We start from the raw sequence: 15,410 nt of genomic DNA on the forward strand, positions 1-15,410 counted from the left end.
ATCAGGATCCGGATCCAGAGGGACGTGACGGCCGAAGGGGCTCCGGCGCGAGCTCCGCACGCGATAGGTTTTGTTCATGGTCCTGCCCGATGCGCCGTCGCTCATCCCGTTCCCCGCTTCCGTGCGCCTCGGCGACGGATCCGTCCCGCTCGGATCCGTCCGCCTCGGCGGGGATCCCGATGCTGCCGCGCTCCTGGGGGCCGATCTGGCCGAGCGGATCGGCGATGAGGCGTTCCACGGTCCAGTCGGCGACGCCGGCACGACCGAGATCCTGCTCGAGATCGACCCCGCGACAGGATCCGCCGAGGGCTACACGCTGGACGCGTCCGACGGCCGGATCCGGATCACCGGACACGGCGCCGCGGGCCTCTTCTACGGCACCCGCACGCTGCTGCAGCTGCTGCGCCACGACGCCGGCTGGAGCGTGCCCGCGGTCCGCGTCGAGGACGCTCCGAGGTTCGCGTACCGCGGCGTCATGCTCGACGTCGCGCGGCACTTCTTCGGCGTCGCCGACGTGCAGCGCTATATCGATCGGGCCGCGGCGCTGAAGTTCAACCACCTGCATCTGCACCTCAGCGACGACCAGGGCTGGCGCATCCAGATCGACTCCTGGCCGCTGCTCGCCGAGCGAGGTGGCGCGAGCGAGGTCGGCGGGGGCGCGGGCGGCTTCTACCCGAAGGACGACTTCCGCGCGATCGTCGCGTACGCCGCCACCCGGCACGTGACCGTCGTGCCCGAGATCGACCTGCCGGGGCACACCCACGCCGTCGGTGTCGGCTACCCCGAACTGGTCGAGCAGCCCGCGATCGACGACAAGACGCGTGCCGAGTCCGAGACGCTGAACCAGCCCCTTCCCGAGCGCGGTGTGCCGTACACGGGATGGTCGGTCGGGCACTCCTCCCTCCGGATCCATGACGAGCGCACCTACGCCCTCATCGAGGACGTGCTCACCGAAATCGCCGAGCTCACCCCCGGGCCGTACCTGCACCTCGGCGGGGACGAGTGCCTCGGCACCTCGGCTGCGGACTTCGCGCTGTTCTTCGAGCGGGCCGGCCGGATCGCCGCGGCGACCGGCAAGACGCCGATCGCCTGGCACGAAGCTGGCGCCGTCGCAGACATCGCCGAGGGGATGATCGGGCAGTACTGGGCCGGGGCCGTCCCCGAGGGAGCCCACAGGGAGCATGCGGCGCACTTCGTGGAGCGCGGCGGCGCGCTGATCCTGTCGCCCTCGGATCGCGCGTACCTCGACATGAAGCCGCGCGCGGACTTCCCGCTCGGGCTCGCCTGGGCGGGGCTGGTGCCGTTGCGCCTGGCCTACGCCTGGGAGCCGACCGCCGTGCTCGACGACGTTCCGGCCGACGCGATCCTCGGTGTCGAGGCGCCGCTGTGGACCGAGACCGTCTCGACGCTCGCCGAGGCGGACCGCCTCGTCTTCCCGCGCATCGCCGCGCCCGCGGAGATCGCCTGGTCGCCGCAGGACGGGCCGGAACGCACCTGGGAGTCATTCCGCACCAGGGTCGCTGGGCTCGTGGAAGCATGGGAGGCGGCCGGCATCGCCGTCGACCGCGCGACCGTCGACGACGCCCTCGAGGACGCAGCCCCCGCCGACGCCGCACACCCCGCGCCCGCCACCACCCAGGAGAACGCATGAGCACGCCCGAGACCTCAGCGCACGGTTCGATCGTCATCCATTCCGCCCGGATCGTCTCCGGCGGGGCGATCGTCGAGGACGGCTGGGTCCGCTTCGAGGAGGGCCTGATCGCGGGTCGTGGCACCGGATCCTCCTGGGGCGCGGCCGACGTCGTCATCGACGCCGCAGAGACGGCGGGAGCCGGCGCGATCCTCACCCCCGGCTTCGTCGACATCCACGGGCACGGCGGCGCCGGCACCGCCTTCGACGACGGCGCGGAGGCCATCCGCACCGCGCGCGCCATGCATCGCGCGCACGGCACCACCCGCGCCGTGGTGTCGCTGATCACCGCGACCCTCGATCTGCTCGCCGATCGGGTCGCCGCGGTCGCCGACCTCATGCAGACCGACCACGACCTGCTCGGATCCCACCTCGAGGGCCCGTTCCTCGATCTCGGTCACAAGGGCGCGCACGACCCCGAGCTGCTGCGCGCCCCGGTGGCGGATGAGGTGCAGCGCCTGCTCGAGGCGGGGCGCGGCACGGTGCGTCAGGTGACGCTCGCCCCCGAGCTGGACGGCGGGCTCGAGGCGATCCGGATCGTCGTCGCGGCCGGCGCCGCGGCCGCCGTCGGGCACACCGATGCGGACGACGACACCCTGCGCGCGGCGTTCGACGCCGGTGCCACGATCCTCACGCACGCGTTCAACGCCATGCGGCCCGTGCACCACCGCACACCCGGCCCTGTGCTCACCGCTGCGCACGACGAGCGCGTCACGCTCGAGGCGATCGCCGACAACATCCATCTGCACCCGCAGATCATCAAGCTCGTGTTCGACGAGGCGCCGGGACGCGTCGCCCTCATCACCGACGCGATGGCCGCCGCGGGCTCCGCGGACGGCGATTACATGCTCGGATCCCTGCATGTCACGGTTCGCGGCGGCATCGCCCGGGTGGACAGCGGATCGATCGCCGGCTCGACGCTCACGCAAGATGTCGCGCTGCGCAACGCGGTCGCGGCGGGGGTCCCCCTCGCGGACGCGGTCGAAGCGCTGACCCGCACCCCGGCGCGGGCGATCGGCGTCGCAGGCCAGCTGGGGCTGCTGGACGAGGGGTATCTGGCGGACGCCGTGCTGCTGTCGGCCGAGCTCGACGTCTCCGGGGTGTGGACGGGCGCGGCGCTCACCCGCTGAGCGCTCGCCCGCTGAGCGGGGCGGCACCCGAGGTGGAGGCCGCCACTCCCACGGCGGCGGCCCCACGGTCCCCCTCGGTTTCCCCAGATCCCCCCGGATTCAGAGAAGATCGGCCCGTTGCTCCTCCCCCGAGGCGCGGGGCCGACCTGACCGGCGGATCCCCATCCGCCGGAGCCCTCGCCGGCCGCCCCCCGGTGGCCTGCGCAGACTGTCTCTGACTGATGAGATGGCGGACGGGCCGATCCATTACGCGAGTCCCGAGAAGATCTTCGGAAAGTTCTGAGACGCGGTCCCGTGTCGGGTGGCACGCCGGTCCACGGAACGACACGGCGATCCGGCGAACCGATTTCGTTCACACCCTGGCGGTTTCCCAGTGTGTGGGTGAAGAATGGGGAGTCCGCGTGACAGATTCCTGGATGCTGCATCTCTTTCTGTGAGACCGCTCCCGCACGAGAACCGATAGATGACCGACCAGACCGACCACCTCCCGAACGACGCCGACGAGGCACCGGTGCGCAGTGACGCCGATCTCGTCCTGCGAACCCGTTCGGGCGATGCCGGCGCCTACGCCGATCTGTGGCGACGGCACTACGCGTCGGGCATCGCCGTGGCCCGGTCGATCACCAGCACGTTCGACGCCGACGACCTCGTGCAGGAGGCGTTCGCGCGCATCTATCAGGCGATCCAGAAGGGCGGCGGACCGACCGGCTCGTTCCGCGCCTACCTCTTCACCAGCATCCGCAACACCGCCGCCGGGTGGGGGCGCGCACGTCACGAGTCGCCCATCGACGAGCTCGACGCGGTCGCGGATCCGTCCTCGACCGAGCAGGCCGCGAGCGAGGCCCTCGATCAGAGCCTCTCCGCGCAGGCGTTCCGCAGCCTCCCCTCGCGCTGGCAGGAGGTGCTCTGGTACACCGAGATCGAGCAGATGAAGCCGGCCGAGGTCGCACCGCTGCTCGGCATGACGGCCGGTGCGACTTCTCAGCTCGCGTTCCGGGCGCGCGAGGGCCTGCGCGAGGCGTGGATCCAGACGCACCTGCGCACGGCCGAGCCCGGCTCGGTCTGCGAATGGACGATCGAACGCCTCGGCGCGTATTCCCGCGGCAACCTCGGCAACCGCGATCGCGCCAAGCTCGAGGCTCACCTCGGCGAGTGTGCACGCTGCCTCATCGTCGCCGCCGAAGCCAAAGAGGTCTCGCACCGGCTCGCACTCGTGCTGCTGCCGCTCGTGCTCGGCATCGGCGGGTCCGGTGCGTATCTGGCGATGCTGCAGAGCGGCACCCCGGTTGTCGCCCTCGCCGCCATGCCCTCGAGCGTCGTGCAGGGTGCCGTCCTGGTCGGATCCGGTGTGGTCGGCGCGAGTGCTGTGGGATCGGGCGCGGCAGGATCGGGAGCTGCAGGATCCGGCGGGGCCGCGAGTTCTGGCGGCATCATCGCGGGCTTCGGGGCCCTCGTCGGTGTGGGATCCGCGGCACTTGTCATCGCGGGTGCGATCGTCGCCGCCGCCGTCGTGCCCGGCCTGATCGCGGCCCCGGCCTCCACGTCCGCGCCCTCCGCATCCGACAAGAGCGACTCCAGCATCGTGGCGCAGGTCTCCCCGCTCGTGAACCCTCCGGCGCCTCAGCCGCCCGCTCCCCCGGCTCCCAGCACGCCCCCCGCACCGCGCAAGGAGACCCCCAAGCCCCCGGTGGCCGTCACCCCGGTCCCGAGCACCCCACCCCAGACCGATGTGCCCGCCGGCGACAGCAGCGCTCCGGTGACGCCGCCTGTGACTCCGCCCGACACGTCGCCGCCGGCGGATCCCGGAGCGGGCGCCGACCCCGGCACCGACCCGGGAACAGGGACGGGCACCGACCCCGGAACAGGGACGGGCACCGACCCCGGAACGGGAACCGGCACCGACCCCGGAACGGGAACCGGCACCGACCCGGGAACGGGAACCGGCACCGACCCCGGCACGGGAACCGGCACTCCGCCCCCGGCCCCTGTCCTCGGCACGGTCACGATGGACTGCGGCGTCTCGCTGAGCGGCCGCCGCGTCACCCTCACCGTGCCCGTCAGCGGAACTCCCGGCGCGACGGTGCTCGCGACGATCGGAACCGGAAGCACGCCGGACGCGACCGAGACGCTCGACGCCTCGGGCAACGCCGTCATCGTGCTGCACCCGCTGCCGAGCCAGGTCAACCACGGCACGACCGTCACGTTCGCGTACGCGCCCGGCGACACTCCCACGGGATCCACCACGCTGGATCTCAGCACGGCCGGCTCCGCGCACTGGTGGGAGTGCATCCTCGGCACGATCGGGTCGACAGGATCGTCCCCCGCGACCGTTCCCGCCACCACCGCCCCGGCGACGGCCGCAGCACCTGCACCCGCCGTCCCCGTCGCGCCCGCTGCGGCAGCGGCACCCGCTCCGGTTCCGGTTCCGGTTCCGGCACCCGCAGCGGCACCGGCTGTTCCCGCACCGGCACCGGCTGTCCCTGCCCCCGCCGTCCCCACCCCCGCCGTCCCCGCGCCTGCCGTCCCCACCGTTCCCGCGCCGGCGTCCCCCGCACCGGCACCGGCTGTCCCTGCCCCCGCCGTCCCCGCACCCGCCGTTCCCGCACCTGCCGCCCCGCTGCTCGTTCCCGCCCCCGCGGCGGCACCCACGCCCGGCGCGTAGAATTGCAGGCATGTCCGCCGACACGCCTGCCACCGACGCCCCCGGCGCGACTCCGTCGCTGCCCGACCTGCCAGGGGTGCTGCCGCGCGCGACTCCGCTCGACATCGTCCGCGTCGTGGTCCTGATCGTGGCGCTGGCGTCGCTCGTGCTCTGGGTCCTCGTGGCCTGGCCGATGCCGTGGAACATCGTGGCCGCCGTGGGCGCGCCGGTGATCACGCTGCTGCTGTGGGCGCTGTTCCTCTCGCCTCGCCCGGTGCTCGCCGTGCACCCGTTCCTGCGCGCGGCGGTCGAGCTGGTCGTCTACGCGGGCGTCACGATCGCCTGGTGGACGATGGGCCAGGCGTGGATCGGCCTCGGATTCGCGGTCGTCGCGGTCGCCTCCGGGCTCATCGCCGGACGACGCGCGCTGTCCTGACGGCGCCGCGCTGATGCCGGCCCCCGCTGTCCTCGAGTCGCCTGTCCTCGCGCGATTGCGTGCGGTTCTCGGGGACCGCGTCGACACCTCCCCCGCCGCGCTCGAGGCCGCACGCGCGGATCGCTCGGGGCACGCCTCCGACGGACCTCCGCTCGCCGTCGTGCACGCCACCTCGACCGCCGACGTGCAGCAGACCCTGCGCATCGCACACGACACCGGCACCCCGGTCGTGGTGCGCGGCGCGGGCACCGGTCTCGCCGGAGCGGCGAACGCGGGCCCGGGTGAGCTCGTGCTCTCGATGCTGCGGATGCGGCGCGTGCTGGAGATCCGTCCGGACGATCTGCTCGCCGTGGTGGAACCGGGGATCCTGAACGGCGAGCTCGACAGGGTCCTGGCTGAACACGGCCTGTGGTGGCCGCCCGACCCCGCGAGCAAGGACATCTCGACGGTCGGCGGCAACATCGCGACCGGCGCGGGCGGGCTGCTCTGCGCGAAGTACGGCGTGGTCCGCGATGCGGTGCTCGGGGTCGACCTCGTGCTCGCCGACGGTCGGCTGCTGCATCTCGGCCGCCGGGCGGTCAAGGGCGTCACGGGGCTGGATCTCACCTCCCTCGTGATCGGCTCGGAGGGCCGGCTGGGCGTGGTCGTGGGCGCGACCCTGAAGCTGCGCAGGATCGTCCCCGGCACACCCTGCACGATCGCGGCGACCTTCCCCGACGCGCGTTCGGCAGCACGCGGATCCGCGGCGGTGACGGCCGGCGGCGCCCAGCCGGCGATCATGGAGCTCATGGACGCCCGCTCGCTCGCGGCGGTGCACGCGCTGCTCGAACTGGCGCCGCCGGCGGCAGGGCTCGCCCAGCTGACGATCCAGACCGACGGACCGAACGCGGCCGCCGAGGCCGAGCAGATCACCACCGTGCTCCGCGGCGCGGGCGGCACGGTGACGGTCACCGACGACGCGGCGGAGGGCGAGCGGCTGCTGCGGATCCGACGCTCGATGCACCCCGCGATGGCGTCCTTGGGCACCACGCTCATCGAAGACGTCTCGGTGCCGCGCAGCGCCCTGCCCGACATGTTCGACGAGATCGCCCGGATCGAGCGCGCCTACGACATCGTGATCCCCACCGTCGCGCACGCCGGGGACGGCAACCTGCACCCGAACTTCATCAGCGACAGCGCCGAGATCCCCGACGTGATCTGGCGCGCGGCCGACGAGCTGTTCCGCGCGGCGATCCGGCTCGGCGGCACGCTCACGGGCGAACACGGGATCGGCACGCTGAAGAGCCGTTGGCTCGCCGAGGAGCTCGGCGAGGACCAGTGGGAGCTGCAGCGCGACATCGTGCGCGTGTTCGACCCCGCCGGGATCCTCAATCCCGGGAAGGTCTTCGCCGCCCGACCGGAGGGATCCGATGCCTGACATCCACGTCTCGGCCGCCATCATCACCGACCGCGCGGGGCGTGTGCTCGTCGTCCGCAAGCAGGGCACAGTGCGCTTCATGCAACCGGGCGGCAAGCCCGAGGCCGGTGAGACCGCGGCGCAGACTCTTGCGAGAGAACTGCACGAGGAGCTCGGCCTGCAGGTGGACGAGGACGCGCTGCGCCCGCTCGGGGTGTTCGTCTCGGCCGCCGCGAACGAGCCGGGCCACCGCGTCATCGCGACCGCGTTCGCCACCACCGCCGAACCCGGCGACGTGCAGGTGCAGGCCGAGCTCGCCGAGCTGCGCTGGATCACGCCCGCTGACGCCGCGACGCTTCCGCTGGCCCCGCTGAGCGAGGAGCATCTGCTCCCGATCGCGTGGCCGTCCGAGCGCTGAGCGCTAGATCCCCTGCCAGGCCGGCTTGTTCGCGAACGTGTAGCGGTAGTAGTCCGCGAGCTTCAGCTTCGAGGCCGCCGCTTCGTCGACCACGACTGTGGCATGCGGGTGCAGCTGGATCGCGGAACCGGGCAGGAACGCCGTCAGCGGCCCCTCGACCGCATCGGCCACGGCCTGCGCCTTGCCCTCGCCGTACGCGAGCAGCACCAGGTGGCGCGCCTCCAGGATCGTGCCGAGCCCCTGCGTGATGCAGTGCATGGGGACCAGGTCGATCGAATCGAAGAAGCGCGCGTTGTCCTCGCGGGTCTGCACGGTCAGCGTCTTCACGCGCGTGCGCGAGGCGAACGAGGATCCGGGTTCGTTGAAGCCGATGTGCCCGTCGGTCCCGATCCCGAGGATCTGCAGGTCGACGCCGCCCGCCGCGCGGATCTTCGCGTCGTACTCGGCTCCGGCATGCTCGATGCCGTCTTCGGCGCCGTTCGGCACGTGGATCAGCGACGGCGTCAGCCCGAGGGGCTCCACGACCTCGCGGCTGATCACCGAACGATAGCTCTCCGGATGGGACGGGTCGATGCCGACGTACTCGTCGAGCGCGAAGCCCCGCACGTGCGAGACGTCGACGCCTGCCAGACGGTTGCGCAGCGCCGCGTAGACCGGCAGCGGAGTCGACCCGGTCGCCAGGCCCAGAACCGCATCCGAACGGCGCGCGATCAGCCGCGCGATCTCGTCGGCGACCAGCTCGCCCGCGGCCGCGGAGTTCTCGACGATGACGACCTCAGCCATGGAATGCTCCCTCATGCGTGTGCAGATGCGTGTGCAGATGTGCGGCGCCGACGAGCGCCGCCCCCAAAGCCGCCGCCGGGGATCCGGCCGGCAGCAGTTCGATCCTCTCATCGAGGCGCAGCGCTCCGATGAACGCGGACCCCTCGCCCTCGAGGCGCAGCCGGCGCGCCACGTCGTCGCGCAGCCGATCGCCGAGCGCGGTGATGCCGCCGCCGATCACGACGGTCTCGACATCGGCGCTGAGCACCAGGCAGCGCACCGCGGAGGCTGCGCCGTACGCGATCCCCGCGCGCAGTTCGACCGCGAGCGGATCGCCGGCCTCGGCGAGATCGAAGATGTCGAGCACGGGCAGCACCCCGCCGCGCCCCCACGCCCTGGCGATGGCGCCCCCGCCGCAGAACGTCTCGATGCAGCCGCGCTGCCCGCAGCCGCAGACACGGCCGTTCGGGTCCACCGACAGGTGCCCGATCTCGCCGGCGGTGCCGCGGGCGCCGCGCCAGAGACCGCCGTCGATCACGATGCCGGCCGCGACTCCCGTGCCGAGATTGAGGTAGGCCATGGAATGGGCATCGCCGCGCAGAGATCCGGCGCCGAGGGCCGCGGCCTTGACGTCGTTCTCGACCGCGACGGCGACGGGGAGGCGCTCCCGCACGGCGGACGCGAGATCGAGCTCGGAGACGCCGAGATTCACCGCGTGCAGCACCCGGCCCCCGGCGGCGTCGACCAGCCCGGGGATCCCGATGCCGACCGAGGCGACGTCCAAGGTCGCGAAGCCGCCTTCGACGGCGAGTGCGTCGATCGCGTCGTGCACCGCCGCGACCACAGCGGCATCACCCCAGCCTGTGGAGACGCGGGTGCGCGCGACGATCGTGTCGTCGGTGCCGAGTGCGAGCGCGTCGATCTTCGTGCCGCCGACATCGAGGCCGACGCGCACACCTCTCACGACACGCCCAGCTGGCTGGAGAGCACCATGACCGCGGCTCCCCGCAGCACGATGTCGTCCTGCGTGGTGAGCCGGATCACGACGTCGTCGAAGACGCCCTCCAGGGTGCGCGCGGTGAGCGTGCGCGTCGCGGCGGCGATGAGCGTGCCGTCCAGCAGATCGGCGGGCCCGGACAGCACGATCTCGGAGAGGTCCAGGGCTGCCACGATCGGCGCGATGGCCACGCCGAGCCGGGTCCCCGCCTCGGCGAGCACGGCATCGGCGTCCGCCTCTGGCACCTCGGCGATCCGGGCGCGCAGGTGGGAGGCGCTCAGCCACGCCTCCAGGCAGCCGTCCTTGCCACAGGCGCAGCGCGGGCCGCCGTCGGTGCCGACCACGACATGGCCGATCTCCCCCGCGGCATACCGGCTGCCCACCAGCGGCTGGCTGTCCGAGATGAGACCTGCTCCGACGCCGCGGCCGATCCTGACCAGCAGCATGTCCGGGCGTGCCTGGCCGAACGTGTACTCGGCGAGCACGGCGGCGTTGGCGTCATTGCGCACCAGCACGGGCAGGCCGAGCGCGGCGCTGAGCAGCCGCTCGAGCGGGAAGTCGTTCCAGTCCAGATTCGGCGAGCTGAGCACGAGCCCGTCGGGGCGCACGATCCCTGGGGCGCCGACGCCGACGCCGAGCACCGGCACGGTCGAGAGCGACAGCAGCTCCTCTGCGAGAGCGCGGACGGCCTCGTACGCGGCGGTGCCCCCGCTCGGCCGCGGCACCTCGCGTCGCTCCAGCACCTCGCCGTCCAGGCTCAGCAGCGCGCCCTCGAACGCGCCGGGGCCGGACAGATCGATGCCGACGATGCGGTGCCCGTCGCGGTCGATGTCGACGAGGATCGGCGGCTTGCCCGGTCCGGTGGTGGAGCGGATCCCCTTCTCCACCACGATCCCGTCGGCGATGAACTCGCCGATCAGGTCGCTGATCGTGACGCGGGTCAGGCCGGTCTCACGGGAGAGGTCGGCGCGGCTCATCGCGCCGGCGTGGAACAGCGTCTGCAGCACCAGCGCGCGGTTGTGGCCCCTCGCCTGCTCCGGCAGCACCTTGGCCTGCGCGCGCAGGCGGCGTGCCGGCCCGAATCGGTGCCGGCTGGAGTCGCCGTTGTCCGCGTTCATCCGGCGACGCCGCTCATCCGTGGGACCATGTTTGTTAGTACACCTTACGAACAGGAAAAACGCAAGTCCCCGCGCGGAGGATGCCGGTCGGGTTATGCAAACGTTACCGGACCGGGATCCGCTCCGCACCGCGCATGTCGTCGGCCCCCATCCGCTCCCCGCTGATCCGCTCGCCCGCCGGCGGATCCGGCACTTCGGCCCGCCGCGCGTGCTTCCGTTGCCGTTCTGTGATATAGCATCCCGTATCCTGGGAGGTACTGATTTCGCTTGAGCGTAAAGGGGGGTGTGTCTGTGACGGATCTGGCAACGGCAGCGGGGGCTCCGACGGAGGGGTCTCCGATCGTCGACGGCACGGAGAACATCGCGGACGCGGCGGCCGTGAGCGCAGATGGCGCCACGATGCCGATCGACGCGAGCGACGACGGATCCGGAGACCGCCCCGTCGAGTGGGCGCCTGCCGCCGACGCGCCGAAGAAGAAGCGCCACATCGGCCGCTGGGTCGGCATCGGTCTGGGCGTGCTCGTCCTCGGCCTCGGCGCCGCATCGACCGTCCTGATCGCGCCCGGAACCGCCATCGCCGGCGTGTCCGTCGGCGGGATGACTGTCGGAGCCGCCGCCGAAGCCGTGAGCAATCACGTCACCGGGATGCAGGTCGCCCTGACCGGCGACGGCTCCAGCAGCCACGTCACCGGATCCGACCTCGGTGCGCACATCGACGCGGCGAAGCTCGCGGAGCAGGCTTTCGCGAAGCACCCGATGTGGAACATCACCTCCTGGATGTCGGCCCCGGTCAAGGGCACGATCACGCTCGACCCGCGCGCCGCCGAACACGCCCTGCGCGCCCAGGTGCCGTCGGTCTACACCGACTCGACCGACGCCACGGTGTCCTTCGCCGCGGCCAGCGGCACCTACGTCACGACCCCGGCCAAGGACGGCTCGGGCATCGACCTCACGAAGCTCACGGCGGCGATCACGGCCGCTGCCGAGAAGGGCGACAGCAGCGTCTCCTTCCCCGCGACCGCGTCCCCGGTCGCTCCGGCCATCACCGACAAGACCGCCGCCGACACCGCGGGCCGTCTGAACACGATGCTCTCCACGATCGGCTTCTACGTCGGCACGGAGCGCACCGTGCCCGTGGCCGCGGCGACCGCTGCGAGCTGGATCACGCTGACGCCGGACGCCGGCAAGATCACGATCCAGGCCGACCAGGCGGCGATCCAGAAGACCGTCGACACCCTCGCCACGACCGTGAACCGCGCGCCCGTGAACGCCACCACGGTGGTGAACTCGGCCGGTGACGTGCTGCAGAGCCTCACGCCCGGCGTGAACGGACGCACCCTCGGCGATGTCTCCACGGCGGCGGCCGGATTCGCCACCCTGCTGCAGGGCGGCAACGGGACCTTCACACTCCCGGTCAAGGACACCCCGTTCACGTCCACCTCGCTGCTGCGCAAGATCGACGTGAACCTCAGCACCGAGACGCTGACGGTGACGGAGAACGGCAACGTCATCGATTCCTGGCTGGTCTCGTCGGGTCGCGAGGGCTTCGCGACCCACACCGGCTCGTTCACCGTGAACTGGAAGCTCGACACCCAGAACATGGGCAACACCGACCTCACCAAAGCGCCCTACTACTACCAGCCCGACGTCAAATGGGTCATGTACTTCAACGGCGACGAGGCTCTGCACGGCGTGTACTGGCACGACAACTGGGGCACGCCGATGAGCCACGGCTGCGTCGGCATGCCCGAGTACCGCGCGCAGTGGCTGTTCGACTGGAGCCCGCAGGGCGTCGAGGTGAACGTCCACTACTGATCCGGGTCCGGATCCTGAACGACGAAGGGGGGCGAGCGCCGTAGCGCTCGCCCCCCTTCGCGGATCGGATCAGCTCAGGCCGTCGATGACCGCGTTCAGCGTGGCCGAGGGGCGCATGATCTTGGCGACCAGCGCGCCGTCCGGACGGTAGTAGCCGCCGATCTCAGCGTGCGCGCCCTGCACGGCGTTCAGCTCGGAGACGATGCGGTCCTCGTCCGCGGCGAGCGCGGCGGCGACCGGGGCGAACGCCGCCGCGAGCGCGGGGTCCTCGGTCTGCGCCGCCAGCTCCTGCGCCCAGTAGAGCGCGAGGTAGAAGTGGCTGCCGCGGTTGTCGATCGTGCCGAGGGCACGGCCGGGTGAACGGTCGTTCTCCAGGAACGTGCCGGTGGCCGCATCGAGGGTCTTGGCGAGGATCGCCGCCTTCGCATTGCCGGTGCGATCGGCGAAGTGCTCGAACGAGGCCGCGAGGGCGAAGAACTCGCCGAGCGAGTCCCAGCGCAGGTAGTTCTCCTCGACGAGCTGCTGCACGTGCTTCGGGGCGGATCCGCCCGCGCCGGTCTCGAACAGACCGCCCCCGGCGAGCAGCGGGACGATGCTCAGCATCTTCGCGCTGGTGCCGACCTCGAGGATCGGGAACAGGTCGGTGAGGTAGTCGCGCAGCACATTGCCCGTCACCGAGATGGTGTCCTCGCCCTTGCGGATGCGCGCGAGCGAGTATCGCGTGGCCTCCTCCGGGGTGAGGATCTCGATCGTGAGGCCCGTGGTGTCGTGGTCCTTGAGGTACTCCGTCACCTTCGCGATCAGCGCTGCGTCGTGCGCCCGCGCAGGATCCAGCCAGAACACGGCGGGAACCCCCGTCGCGCGGGCGCGGCTCACGGCGAGGCGGACCCAGTCCCGGATCGGGACGTCCTTGGTCTGCGTCGCGCGCCAGATGTCGCCGGCGTGCACCTCGTGCTCGAGCACGACCTCGCCTGCGGCGGTGAGGACCTGGACGCGGCCGTCGGCGGCGATCTCGAACGTCTTGTCGTGGCTGCCGTACTCCTCGGCCGCCTGCGCCATGAGGCCCACGTTCGGCACGGTGCCGATCGTGGCGGGATCGAGCGGCCCGTTGGCGATGACATCCTCGATCGTGGCCTGGTAGACGCCGGCATACGAGGAGTCCGGGATGACCGCGAGGGTGTCGTCCTCGCTGCCGTCCTTGCCCCACAGCTTGCCGCCGTTGCGCACGAGCGCCGGCATCGACGCATCCACGATCACGTCGCTGGGGACGTGCAGGTTCGTGATGCCCTTGTCCGAGTTCACGTAGCTCAGACGCGGGCCGTTCTCCAGGGCGCGGGTGAACGCCGCGGCGATCTCCTCGCCGCCGTCGATGTTCGCGAGCCCGGCGAGGATGGATCCGAGTCCGTCGTTCGCGGTGAGCCCGGCGGCGGCGATCCTGTCGCCGTACTGCGCGAACACGTCGGCGAAGTAGGCGCGCACGACGTGGCCGAAGATGATGGGGTCGGAGACCTTCATCATCGTCGCCTTCAGGTGCACCGAGTACAGCACGTCCTCGGCTTTCGCCTCGGCGAGGGTCTCGGCGAGGAAGGCGTCCAGTGCCGCCGCGTTCAGGAAGGTCGCGTCGATGATCTCGCCGGGGAGGACCTTGAGGTTCTCCTTGAGCGGGGTGATCTGCCCGTCGGCCGAGACGTGCTGGATCGTGAGCACGTCGTCGCCCGGCGAGACCCAGCTGCGCTCGTTCGCCTTGAAGTCGTCGTGGCCGAGGGTCACGACGTGCGTCTGGGATCCGGCGGCGAAGGCCTTGTTGCGGTGCGGGTGCTTCTTGGCGTAGTTCTTCACCGCGAGCGGCGCGCGACGGTCGCTGTTGCCCTCGCGCAGCACCGGGTTCACCGCGGAGCCCTTGATCCGGTCGTAGCGGGCGCGGACGTCCTTCTCCTCGACCGTGGTCGCATCGTCCGGGTAGTCCGGGATGTCGAAGCCCTTCTGCTGCAGCTCGGCGATGGCCGCCTTCAGCTGGGGGATCGAGGCCGAGATGTTCGGGAGCTTGATGATGTTGGCCGCGGGAGTCGTGGCGAGGCCCCCGAGCTCGGCGAGCGCGTCGCCGACGACCTGGTCGGCGCGCAGGCGCTCCGGGAAGGCGGCGAGGATCCTCGCCGCGAGCGAGATGTCGCGGGTCTCGATGTCGACGCCGGCCTGGTGCGCATAGGCCTGCACGATCGGCAGCAGTGAGGCGGTGGCCAGGGCCGGCGCCTCGTCCGTGTAGGTGTAGATGATGGCGTCGTCGGTCACCGGGGTCTCCGTTTCACGCAGGGGGATTCAGTCACGATTTGTCTCGATACCAAGATACCTGAGCGGGCGAGCACGCCGTGGGCAAGCCGGGACAGGCCGTGCCGGTGAACTTCTCCCCACGTTTCCCGTTCGGCCGTCACAGGGGCCGTCCAGGGTTTAGCCTGGGTCCATGACGGAACTGCGACTGGTCGAACTGTCCGCGGCGACGATCGTCGCCGTCAACAATCTCTCTCTCAAGCCCGGGCAGGAGCAGTTCCTGGCTCCGGTGTCGTACGGGATCGCCGCGACCGTCATGAATCCGCAGACCACCTGGCAGCGCGTGGTGCTCGATCAGGACGAGGTCGTCGGTTTCGTCAGCGCGAACTTCGATCACGACGCCCCGGAGGAGCACTTCCGCTCCGTGCTGTGGCGGATCAACGTGGCCGCCGACGAGCAGGGCCGCGGCGTCGGCCGGTTCGCGGTGGAGAGCCTCATCGACGAGGCCCGCGCCCGCGGATTCGAGCACCTGAGTGTCATCTACGAAGCCGGCGAGGGCGGACCGGAGGCGTTCTTCCAGCGAGTCGGCTTCACGCCCGTCGGCGAGACCGAGTATGCAGAAGTGATCGCCGAGATCCGCTTCTCCTGAGACCCGTGCGAGTTACCCGCACCTGCTGAGACCGGCGGCGGGGCTTCGAATCCCCTCCCCTATCGAAGCCCCGTCGCCCTCTGCTCATCGGCG

At 71.5% G+C, this 15,410-nt stretch carries 12 protein-coding genes; 8 read left to right on the forward strand and 4 right to left on the reverse strand.

Translation table 11 applies throughout. The features are described 5' to 3' along the window. The first annotated feature begins 76 nt into the window (after nt 1-76). The 6 genes from ABD882_RS01065 to ABD882_RS01090 all read left to right on the forward strand — a co-directional run bounded on the left by ABD882_RS01065 (nt 77) and on the right by ABD882_RS01090 (nt 7,711). A complete protein-coding gene (locus ABD882_RS01065; RefSeq protein ID WP_345183468.1) occupies nt 77-1,651 on the forward strand; it encodes a beta-N-acetylhexosaminidase in 1,575 nt (524 codons plus the stop codon). Further along, nucleotides 1,648-2,820: an N-acetylglucosamine-6-phosphate deacetylase gene (gene nagA / locus ABD882_RS01070; RefSeq protein ID WP_345183470.1), complete on the forward strand. Its 1,173-nt coding sequence runs from the start codon at nt 1,648-1,650 to the stop codon at nt 2,818-2,820. Before ABD882_RS01065 ends, nagA begins: the two co-directional genes overlap by 4 nt. Before the next feature lie 463 nt (nt 2,821-3,283). Continuing rightward, entirely contained in the window at nt 3,284-5,482 is a 2,199-nt protein-coding gene (locus ABD882_RS01075; protein WP_345183471.1) for a sigma-70 family RNA polymerase sigma factor, read from the forward strand. A gap of 10 nt (nt 5,483-5,492) precedes the next feature. Beyond that, nucleotides 5,493-5,897, forward strand: a complete 405-nt coding sequence (locus ABD882_RS01080) for a YrdB family protein (RefSeq protein WP_345183473.1) — start codon at nt 5,493-5,495, stop codon at nt 5,895-5,897. A gap of 13 nt (nt 5,898-5,910) precedes the next feature. Beyond that, nucleotides 5,911-7,314 carry an FAD-binding oxidoreductase gene (locus ABD882_RS01085; protein WP_345183475.1) on the forward strand — a complete coding sequence of 468 codons (1,404 nt, stop codon included), beginning with the start codon at nt 5,911-5,913 and terminating at the stop codon, nt 7,312-7,314. Further along, a complete protein-coding gene (locus ABD882_RS01090; RefSeq protein ID WP_345183476.1) occupies nt 7,307-7,711 on the forward strand; it encodes an NUDIX hydrolase in 405 nt (134 codons plus the stop codon). The genes ABD882_RS01085 and ABD882_RS01090 overlap by 8 nt, the downstream gene beginning before the upstream one ends. Nucleotides 7,712-7,714: 3 nt before the next feature. Here ABD882_RS01090 and nagB read toward each other — a convergent pair whose 3' ends face one another. Genes nagB through ABD882_RS01105 form a run of 3 tightly spaced genes read right to left on the reverse strand, consistent with a single transcriptional unit; the run spans nt 7,715 to nt 10,588 of the window. Continuing rightward, nucleotides 7,715-8,494 carry a glucosamine-6-phosphate deaminase gene (nagB, locus tag ABD882_RS01095; RefSeq protein ID WP_345183478.1) on the reverse strand — a complete coding sequence of 260 codons (780 nt, stop codon included), beginning with the start codon at nt 8,492-8,494 and terminating at the stop codon, nt 7,715-7,717. After that, complete coding sequence (locus ABD882_RS01100; protein ID WP_345183939.1) at nt 8,487-9,428, reverse strand: ROK family protein; 942 nt, start codon at nt 9,426-9,428, stop codon at nt 8,487-8,489. Before ABD882_RS01100 ends, nagB begins: the two co-directional genes overlap by 8 nt. 5 nt (nt 9,429-9,433) lie before the next feature. After that, nucleotides 9,434-10,588, reverse strand: coding sequence for an ROK family transcriptional regulator (locus ABD882_RS01105; protein WP_345183479.1), 1,155 nt, complete (start codon nt 10,586-10,588; stop codon nt 9,434-9,436). 291 nt (nt 10,589-10,879) lie between these two features. Here ABD882_RS01105 and ABD882_RS01110 point away from each other — a divergent pair, with 291 nt between their 5' ends. Further along, nucleotides 10,880-12,403, forward strand: a complete 1,524-nt coding sequence (locus tag ABD882_RS01110) for a L,D-transpeptidase family protein (protein ID WP_345183481.1) — start codon at nt 10,880-10,882, stop codon at nt 12,401-12,403. Between the two features lie 69 nt (nt 12,404-12,472). Here ABD882_RS01110 and ABD882_RS01115 read toward each other — a convergent pair whose 3' ends face one another. Then, entirely contained in the window at nt 12,473-14,692 is a 2,220-nt protein-coding gene (locus ABD882_RS01115; RefSeq protein ID WP_345183482.1) for an NADP-dependent isocitrate dehydrogenase, read from the reverse strand. Between the two features lie 169 nt (nt 14,693-14,861). Here ABD882_RS01115 and ABD882_RS01120 point away from each other — a divergent pair, with 169 nt between their 5' ends. Continuing rightward, nucleotides 14,862-15,317 carry a GNAT family N-acetyltransferase gene (locus ABD882_RS01120; RefSeq protein ID WP_345183484.1) on the forward strand — a complete coding sequence of 152 codons (456 nt, stop codon included), beginning with the start codon at nt 14,862-14,864 and terminating at the stop codon, nt 15,315-15,317. Nucleotides 15,318-15,410 lie beyond the last annotated feature (93 nt).

The organism is Microbacterium panaciterrae, from assembly GCF_039541635.1.
GTDB lineage: Bacteria > Actinomycetota > Actinomycetes > Actinomycetales > Microbacteriaceae > Microbacterium > Microbacterium panaciterrae.

What these genes read in the sequence shown, in the direction of transcription:
- ABD882_RS01065 (WP_345183468.1), top strand. Translation starts at nt 77, where the DNA reads ATGGTCCTGCCCGATGCGCCGTCGCTCATCCCGTTCCCCGCTTCCGTG.
- nagA (WP_345183470.1), top strand. Translation starts at nt 1,648, where the DNA reads ATGAGCACGCCCGAGACCTCAGCGCACGGTTCGATCGTCATCCATTCC.
- ABD882_RS01075 (WP_345183471.1), top strand. Translation starts at nt 3,284, where the DNA reads ATGACCGACCAGACCGACCACCTCCCGAACGACGCCGACGAGGCACCG.
- ABD882_RS01080 (WP_345183473.1), top strand. Translation starts at nt 5,493, where the DNA reads ATGTCCGCCGACACGCCTGCCACCGACGCCCCCGGCGCGACTCCGTCG.
- ABD882_RS01085 (WP_345183475.1), top strand. Translation starts at nt 5,911, where the DNA reads ATGCCGGCCCCCGCTGTCCTCGAGTCGCCTGTCCTCGCGCGATTGCGT.
- ABD882_RS01090 (WP_345183476.1), top strand. Translation starts at nt 7,307, where the DNA reads ATGCCTGACATCCACGTCTCGGCCGCCATCATCACCGACCGCGCGGGG.
- nagB (WP_345183478.1), bottom strand. Translation starts at nt 8,494, where the DNA reads ATGGCTGAGGTCGTCATCGTCGAGAACTCCGCGGCCGCGGGCGAGCTG.
- ABD882_RS01105 (WP_345183479.1), bottom strand. Translation starts at nt 10,588, where the DNA reads ATGAACGCGGACAACGGCGACTCCAGCCGGCACCGATTCGGGCCGGCA.
- ABD882_RS01120 (WP_345183484.1), top strand. Translation starts at nt 14,862, where the DNA reads ATGACGGAACTGCGACTGGTCGAACTGTCCGCGGCGACGATCGTCGCC.